Below are 14,209 nucleotides of genomic sequence, written 5' to 3' on the forward strand. Positions count from 1 at the left end.
GAGTTCTCTGGAGGAAAGAGAACGTGAGTAAACCCCGAAACCTGAGCCGGCGTACCTCCGCCGCGCTCTTCGCCTCGGTGATGGCGGCCAGCGCCGTGACCGTGGCGGGCGGTGCAGCCACCGCGAGCGCCGCTCCTGCCGGACCCGACGCCGCGCAGGCCACCCCCGCCGAGTCGTTGGATCAGCACGACGCCAAACTGCTCGCCGAGGCGGAGGCGAAAAAGGCCCCCACCGTCACGATGATCGTCGCCACCGACAAGGGCAAGGCGAGGGACGTCGCCGACGACCTCAAGGAGCTCGGCGCGGCCGTCACCGAGCGCTTCGACACCATCGGTTACGTGCTCGCCAAGGTGCCGACCGGCAAGGCGGTCAAGGCCGCCAAGCTGCCGGGCGTGGCCGCCATCGACCTGGACGAGGAGATCCAGCTCCCCGACCCGAAGCCCGAGGTCGCCCCCGGCGGCAAGAAGGGCAGCAAGCAGGGCGGCACGCTCAGCGGACCCGGCGCCAAGACCAAGGCCGACAACCCGTACATGCCGACGAACGAGACCGGTGCGGTCAAGTTCGTCAAGCAGCACAAGAAGTGGGACGGCCGCGGCGTCACCATCGGCATCATGGACTCCGGTGTGGACCTGGAGCACCCGGCACTGCAGGAGACCACCACCGGCGACCGCAAGATCGTCGACTGGGTGACCGCGACCGACCCGTTCGAGGACCCCACCTGGCGGCCGATGATCAACCAGGTGACCGGCCCCACGTTCGCCCTGGCCGGCCGCACCTGGACCGCGCCGGCCGGCAGCTACCGGTTCAACCTGTTCAGCGAGAACATCACCAACAACAGCGACCCGGCCGGTGATGTCAACCGCGACGGCGACAACACCGACCAGTTCGGCATCCTGTTCGACCCGGCGACCAACAACATCCGGGTCGACTCCGACCAGGACGGCGACTTCACCGACGAGGCCGTGATGCGGCCGTACAAGGAGAAGTTCGACGTCGGCCACTTCGGCACCGACAACCCGGCGACCGCGGTCACCGAGCGGATGTCGTTCGTCGTCGAGTACCGCAAGAACGTCGACACCACCCCGCTCGGCGGCCCCGGCCTGGTCGACTACGTCAACATCGGCATCATCGAGAGCGCCCACGGCACGCACGTCGCCGGCATCACCGCCGCCAACGACATGCTCGGCAACGGCGCGTTCGACGGTGCCGCCCCCGGCGCCAAGATCGTTTCCTCCCGTGCCTGCTCCTGGGGCGGTGGCTGTACGGCCGCCGCACTCACCACCGGCATGGCCGATCTGGTGATCAACCGCGGGGTCGACGTGATCAACATGTCGATCGGTGGCCTGCCCGCGCTCAACGACGGCAACAACGCCCGCGCCACCCTGTACAACAACCTGATCACCACGTACGGGGTGCAGATGTTCATCTCGGCCGGCAACTCCGGCCCGGGTGTGAACACCATCGGCGACCCGTCGGCGTCGACAAATGTGGTGAGCGTCGCTGCCAGCGTCAGCAAGGACACCTGGCTGGCCAACTACGGCTCGGTGGTCAAGAAGAAGAACGCCCTGTTCAACTTCTCCTCGCGCGGCCCGCGTGAGGACGGTGGCGCCAAGCCGAACATCGCCGCGCCGGGTTCGGCCATCTCCACCACCCCGGTGTGGCAGCCCGGCAGCCCCGTCGCCGAGGCCGGCTACTCGCTGCCGCCGGGCTACGGCATGTTCAACGGCACGTCGATGGCCTCCCCGCAGGCCGCCGGTGCCGCCGCACTGCTGCTCTCGGCTGCCCGGGCGACCGACAAGGGCATCACCCCGGAGATGCTGCGCCGGGCGATCTACTCCTCGGCCAAGCCCATCGCCGACACTCCGACCTACGGGCAGGGTTACGGCATGTTCAACGTGCCGGGTGCCTGGAAGCTGCTTAAGAAGGGTGTGCAGACCCGCTCGTACACCTCCGACGCTCCGGTCTGCACGGTGCTCTCCGGCCTGCTGGCCACTCCGCACCAGGGCACCGGCGTCTACAACCGCTGCGGCTCCGCCGACGGCGGCCACAAGGTCAACCAGTCGAAGTCGTACCAGGTCACGCTGACCCGGACCAGCGGCCCGGCCGGCAACGTCAAGCACAACGTGGGTCTGCGCGGCAACGACGGCACCTTCTCGGCGCCGAAGAGCGTCAGGCTGCCGCTGAACACGCCGGTCACCATCACGATCATCGCCAAGCCGAAGACCGTCGGCGCGCACGGCACGATCGTGACCGTCGACGACCCGGCCACCAGCACGATCGACTTCGAGGTCTCCGCCGTGGTGGTGGCCTCGAACGACGTCAGCAAGCCCAACTTCGCCTACTCGGCGCAGGGCTCGGTGGACCGGAACAGCACCACGTCGTACTTCGTGACGGTTCCCCCGGGCGCCGGTGCGTTGCAGGTGAACCTCTCCGGCATCGCCACCGGGTCGCAGACGCGCTTCATCGCGTTCAACCCGTACGGCGTTCCGGTGGAGAGCACCTCCAGCCTGGCCTGTTTCACCAACCACGTCAGCACGGTCGTCTGCAACGCCTTCGAGCGTGACTACCAGGACCCGATGCCGGGTGTCTGGGAGATCGAGGTCGAGTCCCGGCGTACCTCGCCGTCGCTGAACAACCCGTACCAGCTCCAGGCACGGGTGCAGGGCGTCGCGGTCGAGCCGGCCGTGGTCGAACTGCCGTCCGTCACCACCGGCACCCCGACGCCGGTCACCTGGTCGCTGAAGAACACCTTCGGCCCGGTCACCGTGACCGGCCAGGGCGGCGCGCTGGCCAGCTCGCACGCGGAGCGGCCGACCATCGTCGAGTACGCGACGCAGGAGTTCACCGTGGACGTGCCGGCGGGCGCCACCAGCTTCACCGCCCGCATCGGCAACCCCTCGGACGCCGGCGCCGATCTCGACCTGTTCGTGTACCGGGGCGGTGCCCTGATCGCGTACAACGCCGACGGTGACTCCGAGGAGTTCGTGACCCTCAACAACCCGGCGGCGGGCACCTACACCGTCGTCGTCGAGGCGTACTCGGTCGACGGTGCCGGTGGTAGCACCGAGTACGACTACCGGGACTCGTTCTCCTCCCCGGCGCTCGGCACCCTCTCGGCGTCGAGCACGCCGCTCACCCTGGCTCACGGTGCCACCGGCACCATCTCGGGCACGGTGACGGCACAGTCCGCCCCGCCCGCGGGCCGGAGCCTCTACGGTGAGCTGGCCGTGGTGACCACCGAAGGCGCGGTCGTCGGCCGCGGCGCGGTCTCCATCGGCGCGGTGAACTGACACCACCACCCGCACCATCAGGAAGCCCGTCTCCGGTTCTCCGGAGGCGGGCTTCCGTCCGTCAACGGGTCGAGCCGGTCAGCTGACCGGCTCGACCCGTGGCGGGTGACGGCCGACCAGACCCACCACGAGCAGCAGGTACGCGGCCAACTCGACGGCGGCGAAGACGGCCGGTCCGGACGCGGGCAGGCTCGCGTTGGCCTGAAACGCGGCGGAGAGCAGGACACCACGTTCGGCGTACCGCGGCAGCGCCAACGCGGTGAGCGCCGTGTCCAGGTGGGTCAGGGCGACAAGTGCCAGCAGGACGGCACCGCCGGCGGCGACCCGGCGACGACGCCCGGCGAGCAGGACCGCCAGGACCAATGCGCCGACGGCGAGTGCGAGGGGTGCCAGCATGGCGCCGACCGCCGCCGCGCCGGACGGGCTGGTGTCGCCGGGACCGGACCGCCCACTCTCGGACACCGCAAAGTGGATCTCGGCCAGCCGGACGGCCGCGTACCCGACCACGAGCGTCGCCGCCAGCACCGCACCGGCGAGGGCAAAACGACCCGGGCGGGCATCGCGCCGCAGACCGGTCAGCAACAGGATCAGGACGAGAAGCAGCGCCGCCCAGCTCAGCCGGAGTCCGGTGACGAACCCAAGGGTCGGGTCAACCGCGCCAGGTCGAAGGACCTGCCATCCCCGGTCGGCGGGATCGGCGGGCATCATGATCCACGCCTCGACGACAAGCGCGGTGAGCGCCACCGGCAGCGCCCAGGACCGGCCCGGTCGCCGGGCGGTCAGCGCGTACGCCGTCAGCAGCAGCAACGCGGCCACCTCGGCCTGGCGCAGCAGCGGAACTCCGGTGAGGATGCCGAGGACATGGACGGCGGCGAGGGCTCCGGCCAGCACAGGAAGGATCGGTCGGTACCGCACCGGGGCATCCTGCCATCATCTGATCCACATCGTCGGCCCGTGCCGCCGTCGCGGGCGGCCCGGGGCCACGAACTCAGCCCCGCCTGGCGGAGGCCACGACGAACGGGGTGCCCTGCTGGCAGGTGGACATCATGGTCGGGTCGGGACGCCCGGTCACCGTCACCGACGCACCCGCGCTGAGCACGTCGCGCGGACCGCCGAGCAGCAGGTAGCCGTCGAGCAGCAGGCAGCCGGGCTCGACGCCGGACTCGATCCGGCCGGTCAACGTGATCTCGCCGGTCGCGGGTGGCTTCGACGGGGCGCTCGGCCGGACCGTCGGTCGGGTGGTGGGTACCGTCGGGTCCACGGGGTCGGAGGGTGAGGGCGCGGGCGCGGACCCGGTCGGGTCCGGGGTGGGCAGTTCGGTCACCGGTGACGCTCCCGTCGGGGTCGGGGTGGTGGTGCCGTCACCCGCCTCCTGGCCGGCACAGGCGGCGAGCGCCGTGCAGACGATCAACGCGGTGGCGGCGATCCGAAGGGTCCTCATGCCAAACTCAGACGCACCGGGCCGGTGAACAGTTCCACCGGGCCTGCCCGACGCGCTCACGAACCTGTCCGGGGGGCTCAGTCGCGGGCCGCCGCGGCGGCCTTCATGTCGCGCTTGAGTTCCTGCGGCAGTGAGAAGGTGAGCCGCTCGTTCGCGGTCACCACCTCCTCGACGTCGGTGAAGCCACGCTCGGCGAGGTGTGCCAGCACCTCCTGCACCAACTCCTCCGGAACGCTGGCGCCCGAGGTCAGGCCCACCGTCCGCGCATCGGCCAGCCAGGCGTCCTCGATCTCGTGGGCGAAGTCGACCAGGTGGCCGCCACGGGCACCGCCGTCCAGAGCCACCTCGACCAGGCGTACCGAGTTGGACGAGTTGCGTGAGCCCACGACGATCACCACGTCGCACTCCGACGCGATCTCCTTGATCACGTGCTGCCGGTTGCTGGTGGCGTAGCAGATGTCGTCGCTGGGCGGTGACTGGAGCATCGGCAGCCGCTTCTTGAGCCGGGCCACGGTCTCCATCGTCTCGTCCACCGACAGCGTGGTCTGCGACAGCCACACCACCTTGTTCGGGTCCCGCACGGTGATCCGGTCGGCGTCCTCCGGACCGTCCACCAGTTGGATGTGCTCCGGTGCCTCGCCGGAGGTGCCGATGACCTCCTCGTGCCCCTCGTGACCGATGAGCAGGATGTCGTAGTCCTCCGCGGCGAACCGCTTCGCCTCGTGGTGCACCTTCGTCACCAGCGGGCAGGTGGCGTCGATTGCCTTCAGGGACCGCTGCTTCGCCTGCTCGTAGACCTCGGGGGCCACGCCGTGCGCGGAGAAGATCACTGTGGCGCCCTCGGGCACCTCCTCGTTCTCCTCCACGAAGATCGCACCCTGGGCCTCGAGCGTCCGCACCACGTGCTTGTTGTGCACGATCTGCTTGCGGACGTAGATCGGGGCCCCGTAGAGCCTGAGCGCCTCCTCGACGGTCTGCACCGCCCGGTCCACGCCCGCGCAGTAGCCGCGGGGCTTGGCCAGGAGCACGCGCTTGCCGGTCCGGGAAGTCGCCTCAACCTCAGTCACCCCCTCATCGTACGTGCCACTCCCGCACCCGGCAGCGCCCGAGCCGCCCCCCACCTCCCGTTGATCATGAAGTTGTCACCCGCGACACGCCGCGCCGAGCACAACAACTTCATGATCAACGCCAGTCGGCGCGGGGGCCGTAGGGTGGTGGGGTGGGTGTGGGCGAGGGGACGGGTGGGAAGAGCAGCTCGGATGAACCGTGGCCGGTGCGGGTGGTCAGCCAGAAGATCGGCGCGTGGGTGGCCCGGCTCGGGTGGGTCTGGGTCGACGGGCAGGTGGCGCAGATCAGTCGGCGGCCCGGCGCCAGCACCGTGTTCCTGACGCTGCGTGACCCGTCCGCCGACCTGAGTCTCACGGTCACCACCAACCGCGACGTCCTCGACTCCGGCGCGCCGGAACTGCGCGAGGGCGCCCGCGTGGTGCTGCACGCCAAGCCCGAGTTCTACGCCGCCCGGGGCACGCTCAGTCTGCGCGCCGACGAGATCCGTCAGGTCGGCCTCGGTGAACTGCTCGCCCGGCTGGAGAAGCTCAAGAAACTGTTGGCCGCCGAGGGCTTGTTCGACCGGGCGCGCAAGCGCCGCCCACCGTTCCTGCCGCAGCGGATCGGGCTCATCACCGGTCGGGCCAGTGCCGCCGAGCGGGACGTACTGACGAACGCCCGCCGACGCTGGCCGGCGGTGGAGTTCCGCACGGTGAACGTGGCCGTGCAGGGCCCGGCCGCCGTTCCGCAGATCGTGGACGCGCTGAAGGTGCTGGACGCGGACCCGAGCATCGACGTGATCATTCTGGCCCGCGGCGGGGGTGGCATCGAGGATCTGCTTCCCTTCTCCGACGAGGCCCTGTGCCGAGCCGTCTTCGCCTGTCGCACACCGGTGGTCAGCGCCATCGGCCACGAGACGGACGCGCCGCTTGTCGACTACGTGGCCGATGTCCGGGCATCGACCCCCACCGACGCGGCCAAACGGGTGGTCCCCGATCTCGCCGAGGAGGTACGCCTGATCAAGCAGGCCCGGCACCGGCTGCACCGGGCCGTGCACAACCTCGTCGATCGGGAGGCCCACCGCATCGACGCGCTACGCTCCCGACCGGTGCTGGCCCGGCCACAGGTGATGGTCGAGCAACGGGCCGCCGAACTGGTCGCGCTACGCCAGCGCGCCGGCCGCTGTCTGGACCACCGGCTCGCCGCCGCCGACGACGACCTCCGGCACACCCTGGCCCGGCTGCGCGCTCTCTCCCCGGCCGCCACCCTCGACCGTGGGTACGCCATCGTGCAACGCGGGGACGGCCACGTCGTACGCGCGGCCACCGAGGTGGCGGCCGGCGATCCGCTGCGGGTACGCCTCGCCGACGGCGAACTGTCCGCCACGGTCGACGCCTGACCGGTACGCCCACGGCCCATCGTGCCGCCGGGGCCGAGGGGTTCGTGAGCCGCCGTCGTGCGCCACGGCGTCACAACCGCCGGATCGGTACCGGCGGCGTTATCCCACGCGGGCGCGGACGACGGCGGTGTGGTCGCCGGTGGTGTCGGGCGGTTGTGCTGAGATGGGTGCGATGACTGACGAGAAGACAAGCGGGTCGGACGAGCGACTCAGCTACGAACAGGCCCGCGCCGAACTCGCGTCGGTGGTGGAGCGGCTGGAGGCCGGCGGCACGTCGCTTGAGGAGTCGCTGGCGCTGTGGGAGCGCGGCGAGGCGCTGGCGGTCATCTGCCAGCGTTGGCTCGACGGTGCCCGCGCCCGCATCGACGCCACCCGACCTGAGCCGGCTGCCTGACCAGGCTCGCAGGCGCATCCGCCGCCGACGGCAGGCCGACCGGCACGGCCAGCCCAGCACCCGGGTGACCGGCAGGCCGACCGACACGGCACGGCCAGGTGACGGGTTGTCCAGCCGATCCCGGCAGCCGGCGCGGCGGGAGCCGACCGGCTCCCGCCGCGATGCGTACGGGTTCGTTTCGGGCGAGGCGGCCGTCCGGCCACCTCGCCGTGCTTCGCTCAGTCGAACAGGTTGTACAGCTCCGGCGGCGCCTCCACGACCTGGTCGGCCGGCGGCTTGGTCGCCTCGGTCGCGTTGCCGTAGTCGGAGTAGGTCACCCTGATCTCCTGCCCGGCGGGCCGGCCACCCTCGGGCAGTCGGATGACCATCTCGGTGAGCCGTCCCTGGGCGTCGGTCGTCGCGGTGAACGGCACCGACTTCGCCTCCGCGCCGAGCGCGGCGACCACGCTCGGGTCGAGGGAACCGGCGTCGGCCGCCTTCGACAGGTCGAGAGTGCCCGCGTACGCTCCGTCGCCGGTGCGGCGGACGTCGGTGACGGCCTGCGTCAACGCCTCGCTGCCGGCGGGGTCGACCTTGTCGAAGTCGAAGCCGAGGCTGCGGTTGCCCTGAATCCGGCTCTGGTCGAGGTGGTGGTACTTGCCGAGGTTGAGTCGGTCCGCCCCGGGCACGCCGCTGGCCGCCTGGCCCTGAAGGTCCAGCTTCACCCAGCTGTCCGGCTTGGCGTGGATGACGTCAAGGCTGATCGCCAGGTCGTCGGTCGACTCGCCGAGGCGTACCCGCATCTCGGCGGTCTGGCTCGGCTGGTGCACCTGTCCCTCGGCCGTCGAGCCGGCCCCGGACATGCTGAACCTGAAGTTGCCGTTGCGGATCTCCCGGGTCGAGTCCAGCAACGCCTGCTTCGCCTCGGTGTCGACCTCGGGTGCGGCACCGGTGGCGGTGGCGGACGGTGTGGCGCTCGGCCCGCCGTCGCCGGTGGTGGTGGTGCAGGCGGCGACGCCGGGCGTGAAGAGGGCGACGGCCACGAGGCCGGCGCTCAGTCGTCGAACGGTCATCGGTCTCTCCCAGCAGGGTCATCCGGTGCGTTCTCGCGCCGGAGGCTCCCCTCCTCTGTTCCCTGCCGCCCGCCCCGGCAATCACCCGAAACCGACCACATCCCTCCGGACCTTCGTCGCCGCGCAGCCCGATCTTCGGTACGCGCCCTCGACGAGGGCGCGTACCGGCGATCCCGGTCGACCGGAACGCGAACGGGGGTGGGCTGAGCCCACCCCCGTAGCATTGCCGCTCGGCCTACTTGAACATCTCGTAGGTCTGCTCGCTCGCCTCGATGACCTGGTCCGCCGGCGGCTTCTGCACGGCGGTCGCGGCACCGTAGTCGGCGTAGTTGACCTTGATGTCCTGAGCCTTGGTCTCGCCCGCCGCGGGCAGGGACAGAACCAGCTCGGTGAGCCGGCCCTCGGCGTCCAGCTTCGCGGTGAACGGGATCGCCTTGGCCTTGTCGCCGAGCGCCTTGAGCATGTCCTCGTCGGCGGCCACCGAGTCATTCACCGAGGTGAGGTCGAAGGTGCCGCTGTAGGCGCCCTCGCCGGTCTTCTGCACCTCGGCGAGGCCCTCGAACATGCCGGCGGCGTCGGCCGGGTCGGTGCCCTCCTTGAAGATGTCGAGGTTCTTCGCGTCCTTGGCCTTGGCGGCGTCAAGGTGCTGGTACTTGTCCTTGATCGCCTCCATCCCCGGGACACCGGCGAACAGGTCACCAAGGTCGACCTTCACCCAGGTGTCCGGCTGGATCTGGATGAGGTCGAAGTCCATGGTGAAGTCTTCGTCACCCACGGTCATCGCCATCTGAGCGCTGTTGCTGGGCTTGTGGAACGTGCCCTTGCCGGTCATCGAGTCAGCCGCGATGGTGAACGTGAAGTTGCCCTCGGCCAGCCCCTTGGTGGAGGCGAGAAGCGCCGCCTTCGGGTCGGCCGGAATGCCCGAATCGGTCGAGGCGCCCGCGGAGGGCGAGTCGCCGCTGGAGTTGTTGCAGGCGGCGAGGCCAGGAACAAGCAGCGTGGCGGCGATCAGGCCCACGCTCCACCGTCGAATGTTCACAGATCGTCTCTCTTCAAGCAGGAAAGCCCGGCGACCACTGCTGGCCGGGTAGCGAACCCGGGGAGCGTAGCGGATCGCGCCGACATGCAGGGGGCACCCGATGCGGCGGCCCACCCGCGTCGGTGGCGGTCGTTCAGTCCACGGCAGTGGCGAGCGTGCGCAGCTCGTTGTCCCGGGCGTCGCCGACGATGATCACCGTGCGCTGCGGCTCAAGCAGCACCAACGCCTGCTCGTTGCCCCGGGCGGTGTACCGCTGCCAGGTGCCCGACCCGAGATCGGTCTGCCCCTGCGGGCGGCCCTTGTCGGTCAGCTCGGCCGGCAGCAGCCGTTCCGGCGGCACGTTGCTCTGCACCAGTTGCAGGCCCCGCCCCTCCGGGGTGACATATCCCACCCGGAGGATCGCTCCGTCCTCGGCCGTGCGGTAGGCCGCGCGTACCGCCCGCCACCCGTCACCCAGTTCGGCCGGCTCGCTCACCGGAAACGCACCGGCCGATCTGGCCTGTTCGAAGGCGGGCGCCGGATCGACCGTGTTCGGCTGGTCCCCACCGAGAAAGCCCCGGTAGAAGGCGAGCAGCAGGGCGATCGGGATCAGCAGCACGAGCAGCGAGATGGCCATGTCCCGCGGTGACCGCTCGGACTTCGCGGCGGCTGCGGGTGGTGGCACGGACTCGTCGTCGGGCTTGCGGTCAGCAGGCTGTGCAGGTTCCACCCGGCCATTCTCGCAGCCGCCCGACCGGCGGTATCCGTCCCATCACCGCCCCGACCCGGCTGCGCATCCGCCATCGTGTGAGGATCAGCAACGAAGCCGGCAGCGCCGGCCCGCCCCGCACCGCCGCGAGGAGGAGCCGTTTTCATGACCACCATCAGGACGCGAATTCCACAGAACCTCGACCGCAACCTCGCCCTCGATCTGGTCAGGGTCACCGAGGCCGCGGCGATGGCCGCCGGCCGGTGGGTCGGCCGGGGCGACAAGGAGGGCGGCGACGGCGCCGCCGTCGACGCGATGCGCAAGCTGATCAACTCGATCCCGATGAAGGGCGTCGTGGTGATCGGCGAGGGCGAGAAGGACAACGCCCCGATGCTGTTCAACGGCGAGGAGGTCGGCGACGGCGACGGTCCCGAGGTGGACGTCGCGGTGGACCCGATCGACGGCACCACCCTGATGAGCAAGGGGATGCCGAACGCGCTCGCGGTGCTGGCCGTGGCCGAACGCGGTGCGATGTTCGACCCCAGCGCGGTCTTCTACATGGAGAAGCTCGCCGTCGGCCCGGCCTACGCGGACGTGGTGGACATCGAGGCCGGTACTGTCGAAAATCTTCGTCGCATCGCGAAGACCAAGGGCACAAGCCTCGCCGAGGTCACGGTCTGTGTGCTCGACCGTTCCCGGCATGACGGCCTGGTCGACGAGATCCGCCGCGCGGGGGCCGGCATCCGCTTCATCTCCGACGGCGACATCGCCGGTGCGATCGCCGCCGCGCGCGGCGAGTCGGACGTCGACGTGCTGATGGGCATCGGCGGCACCCCGGAGGGCATCACCGCCGCCTGCGCGCTGAAGTGCATGGGCGGCATGATGCAGGCCAAGCTCTGGCCGCGCGACGACGCCGAGCGTGAGAAGGCGGTCGCGGCCGGCCACGACCTGGACCGGGTGCTCACCACCGACGACCTGGTCACCGGCGACAACTGCTTCTTCGTGGCCACCGGCATCACCTCCGGGGACCTGCTGCGCGGCGTGCGGTACCGGGCCGGCGGGGCGTACACCCAGTCGATCGTGATGCGCTCCAAGAGCGGCACCATCCGGGTGATCGACTCGTACCACCGCTTGGAGAAGCTGGCGCTGTACTCGGCGGTGGACTTCGACGGTCGGCCACTGGACGAACAGGCTTGAGTGCCCCCACGGCGACCCGGCCGGCGGTGTCGGCGGGTCGCCGGTTCGGCGCGGTGGCGCTGGCGACCGGAGCCGGGGTCGGGGTGGCGACGCAGTCGCGGATCAACGGCGAGTTGGGCGTACGCCTCGGTGACGGGGTCGCCGCCGCGGTCGTCTCGTTCGGTTCGGGCCTGCTGCTGTTGCTGGTGCTGGTCCCGGCCACCGACGCCGGGCGGCGCGGGCTGGCGACGCTGCGTACCGCGCTGAGCCGCCGGACGCTGCGGCCCTGGCAGTGCCTCGGCGGTGCGTGCGGCGCGTTCCTGGTCTTCAGCCAGGGCGCCACCGTCGGCACCCTGGGAGTCGCGGTGTTCACCGTGGCGGTCGTGGCGGGCCAGTCCGCCAGCAGCCTGCTTGTCGACCGGGCGGGGATCGGCCCGAGTGGCCGGCGCCCGGTGACCGGCGCCCGACTGGCCGGTGCGGCGCTGACCGTGGTCGCGGTGCTGCTGGCGGTCAGCGACCGGTTCCGCGAGCCGTCCACCCTCGCTCTGGCCCTGCTGCCGCTGCTGGCCGGCGTGGCGGTGGCCTGGCAGCAGGCGGTGAACGGGTGGGTCCGGGTGCTTACCGAGAGCACGCTGACCGCCACGCTCGTCAACTTCGCCGCCGGTACGGCGGTGCTGCTTGTCGCGTTCCTCGTCAGCCTCACGCTGCGGGGTCTGCCGCCCGGCGGACTGCCCACCGACGGCTGGCTCTACCTCGGCGGGCCGATCGGCGTCGCGTTCATCGCGGTGGCCGCCGCGGTGGTGCGTCTAACCGGTGTGTTGCTGCTCGGCCTGGCCACCGTCGCCGGCCAGGTGATCGGTGCCGTGCTGCTGGACGTGCTGATGCCCTCCGCCGCCTCGCATCCCGACCCGACAACCCTGCTCGGTGCCGTCCTGACCCTGGTCGCGGTGGCGGTCGCCGCGCTCGGCGGACAGGTCAGGGCATGGTCATCGGGGACTCGGAGCGGTACGGCCCGTCGAGGTCGGACCGACGGCGACGGAAGATGATCGCGGCCACGATGCCGCCGAGCAACCCGAACAGGTGCCCCTGCCAGGAGATCCGTTCGTCGGTGGGCAGCACGCCGACCAGTAGGCCGCCGTAGAGGAGCCCGACCAGCAGGAACACGGCAAAGTTCCACCAGCTCCGCTCGAAGATGCCCCGGGTGAGCAGGATGCCGAGATACCCGAAGATCACCCCGCTGGCGCCGACCACGATCGTGTTCGACGAACCGGTGAACCACACGCCGAGCCCGCTCACCAGGACGATCACCAGGGTGGACCAGAGGAAGCGCCGGGCGCCCGCGGCCAGCACGAAGGTGCCGAGAAGGATCAGCGGGATGCTGTTGCTGTAGAGGTGGTCGAAGCCGTGGTGCAGGAACGGCGAGAAGAAGACGCCGTCCAGCCCGTCGATGCGCTGCGGGATGATCCCGGCGGCGGAGTCGAACCCGGCGCCCAGCCAGACGTCGAGGCCCTCGATCAGAAAGAGCACCGGAACCACCGCGCACATGGCGACGAACGCCCGGCCGATGGACGCGTAGAAGGCCACGGTGCCGAACCGGTGGGGATCGCCGTTTGCGGGGAGCAGGGTCACCCGTAAACAGCTATCAGTAAACGCCGGTGGCCGCCACTTTTCCGGGCACGAGGCGCACGGCCGCGGGACGCGTTCTCCGCGCCCCGCCGCCGTGGTTCAGCTCAGTAGTAACCCTTGGCCTGCGAGTGGTTCCACGCCGCACAGGGTGTGCTGTAGCGGCCCTTGATGTAGCCGAGCCCCCACTTGATCTGGGTGACCGGGTTGGTCTCCCAGTCGGAACCGACCGAGGACATCTTGTTCCCCGGGTACGCCTGCGGGATGCCGTACGCCCCGGAGGAGGAATTGCGGGCCTTGTGGTTCCAGCCACTCTCCTTGTTCCAGAGCCTGTCCAGACAGGGGAACTGGTCGATCTTGAAGCCCGCGTCGATCATCAGCGCGCAGCCGACCTTCCGGTTACCGCTGTACTCCTCGCAGGACTCGGGGATCGGGCCGTCGTACGGCTTCGCGGCCCGGGCCGCGGCCTCCCTGGCGGCCTTCTCCTCGGCCTTCTTGCGCGCCGCCTCCTCGGCCTTGCGGGCCTTCTCGGCGGCGGCCTTGGCCTGCTTCCGCACTTCGGTGGCCTGCTGCCGGGCGGTACGCACCTGGCGGGAGACCGTCTCCTGCTGCCGGTACTCGACGTTGACGTCGACGTCGCTGACGCTGCCGGCCACTTGAGCGCCGGGGCCTGAGCGCTGGGACTGGCGGTCCTCACTGAGGTAGAAACCACCGGCCACGCCCACCGAGAGCAGCGCGACGGCTGCGGTGCGGGCGGCGAACCGGCTCCACGGCCGACTCACGAAGTGATCCCTTCGTCGGGGTCAGGGTCGCGGCGTGCCGCGACCCTGCTGCGGTCGTGGCGCACCACGGGCGCCCGTGGCCGGCGTACCGGCCACCGTGGACGCACCGCCTCGCCTGGCCGGCGTCGTCCGCTCCGCGGTTGGAGTGACGAACGATCGCCAACGATGCGTCCGGTGCGTGGGCGCCCGTGGGACACCATCGCGCACAGTGAGGCTGATGGGAAACTGCGGACCTCAATTGTGACGTGGGTCACACCGAATTTCGGCGGAATATCCCC

13 protein-coding genes are annotated in these 14,209 nt (G+C 70.6%); 5 read left to right on the forward strand and 8 right to left on the reverse strand.

Features of this window, described 5'->3' with window-relative positions; translation table 11 throughout:
* Window positions 1-23 precede the first annotated feature (23 nt).
* Entirely contained in the window at window positions 24-3,290 is a 3,267-nt protein-coding gene (locus tag KBX00_RS16420) for a S8 family serine peptidase (RefSeq protein WP_210827852.1), read from the forward strand.
* A 78-nt stretch (window positions 3,291-3,368) separates the two neighbouring features.
* On the opposite strand, the gene KBX00_RS16425 is transcribed toward KBX00_RS16420, so the two are convergent.
* From KBX00_RS16425 to KBX00_RS16435, 3 genes are all read right to left on the reverse strand, one after another.
* Window positions 3,369-4,205, reverse strand: coding sequence for a hypothetical protein (locus tag KBX00_RS16425; protein ID WP_210827853.1), 837 nt, complete (start codon window positions 4,203-4,205; stop codon window positions 3,369-3,371).
* A 73-nt stretch (window positions 4,206-4,278) separates the two neighbouring features.
* Complete coding sequence (locus tag KBX00_RS16430; protein WP_210827854.1) at window positions 4,279-4,731, reverse strand: hypothetical protein; 453 nt, start codon at window positions 4,729-4,731, stop codon at window positions 4,279-4,281.
* Between the two features lie 77 nt (window positions 4,732-4,808).
* A complete protein-coding gene (locus tag KBX00_RS16435) occupies window positions 4,809-5,798 on the reverse strand; it encodes a 4-hydroxy-3-methylbut-2-enyl diphosphate reductase (RefSeq protein ID WP_210827855.1) in 990 nt (329 codons plus the stop codon).
* 158 nt (window positions 5,799-5,956) lie between these two features.
* Between KBX00_RS16435 and xseA the strand changes: the two genes are divergently transcribed.
* The gene (xseA, locus tag KBX00_RS16440) at window positions 5,957-7,177 is read left to right on the forward strand and encodes an exodeoxyribonuclease VII large subunit (RefSeq protein ID WP_210827947.1); all 1,221 of its coding nucleotides are present in this window, start codon (window positions 5,957-5,959) and stop codon (window positions 7,175-7,177) included.
* A gap of 163 nt (window positions 7,178-7,340) precedes the next feature.
* Window positions 7,341-7,571: an exodeoxyribonuclease VII small subunit gene (locus KBX00_RS16445; RefSeq protein ID WP_374225308.1), complete on the forward strand. Its 231-nt coding sequence runs from the start codon at window positions 7,341-7,343 to the stop codon at window positions 7,569-7,571.
* 218 nt (window positions 7,572-7,789) lie between these two features.
* Here the strand turns inward: KBX00_RS16445 and KBX00_RS16450 are convergent, their stop codons facing one another.
* The 3 genes from KBX00_RS16450 to KBX00_RS16460 all read right to left on the reverse strand — a co-directional run bounded on the left by KBX00_RS16450 (window position 7,790) and on the right by KBX00_RS16460 (window position 10,371).
* Window positions 7,790-8,623 carry a hypothetical protein gene (locus tag KBX00_RS16450; RefSeq protein WP_210827861.1) on the reverse strand — a complete coding sequence of 278 codons (834 nt, stop codon included), beginning with the start codon at window positions 8,621-8,623 and terminating at the stop codon, window positions 7,790-7,792.
* A gap of 235 nt (window positions 8,624-8,858) precedes the next feature.
* Window positions 8,859-9,662, reverse strand: coding sequence for a hypothetical protein (locus KBX00_RS16455; protein ID WP_307868735.1), 804 nt, complete (start codon window positions 9,660-9,662; stop codon window positions 8,859-8,861).
* A 133-nt stretch (window positions 9,663-9,795) separates the two neighbouring features.
* Window positions 9,796-10,371, reverse strand: coding sequence for a DUF4245 domain-containing protein (locus KBX00_RS16460; protein WP_210827863.1), 576 nt, complete (start codon window positions 10,369-10,371; stop codon window positions 9,796-9,798).
* Window positions 10,372-10,515: 144 nt separating this feature from the next.
* Between KBX00_RS16460 and glpX the strand changes: the two genes are divergently transcribed.
* Window positions 10,516-11,547: a class II fructose-bisphosphatase gene (gene glpX, locus KBX00_RS16465; RefSeq protein ID WP_210827868.1), complete on the forward strand. Its 1,032-nt coding sequence runs from the start codon at window positions 10,516-10,518 to the stop codon at window positions 11,545-11,547.
* A 26-nt stretch (window positions 11,548-11,573) separates the two neighbouring features.
* Entirely contained in the window at window positions 11,574-12,572 is a 999-nt protein-coding gene (locus tag KBX00_RS16470; protein ID WP_307868745.1) for a DMT family transporter, read from the forward strand.
* Here the strand turns inward: KBX00_RS16470 and KBX00_RS16475 are convergent.
* On the reverse strand, window positions 12,502-13,155 hold the full coding sequence (locus tag KBX00_RS16475) for a rhomboid family intramembrane serine protease (RefSeq protein WP_210827872.1): 654 nt from the start codon (window positions 13,153-13,155) through the stop codon (window positions 12,502-12,504). The two genes, KBX00_RS16470 and KBX00_RS16475, sit on opposite strands and share 71 nt — an antisense overlap.
* A 101-nt stretch (window positions 13,156-13,256) precedes the next feature.
* Window positions 13,257-13,931 (reverse strand): lytic transglycosylase domain-containing protein, encoded by a 675-nt coding sequence (locus KBX00_RS16480; RefSeq protein WP_210827873.1) that lies wholly within the window; start codon window positions 13,929-13,931, stop codon window positions 13,257-13,259.
* Window positions 13,932-14,209: the final 278 nt, after the last annotated feature.

Origin of the sequence: Micromonospora sp. C95, assembly GCF_018070465.1 — a bacterium.
Lineage (GTDB): Bacteria > Actinomycetota > Actinomycetes > Mycobacteriales > Micromonosporaceae > Micromonospora.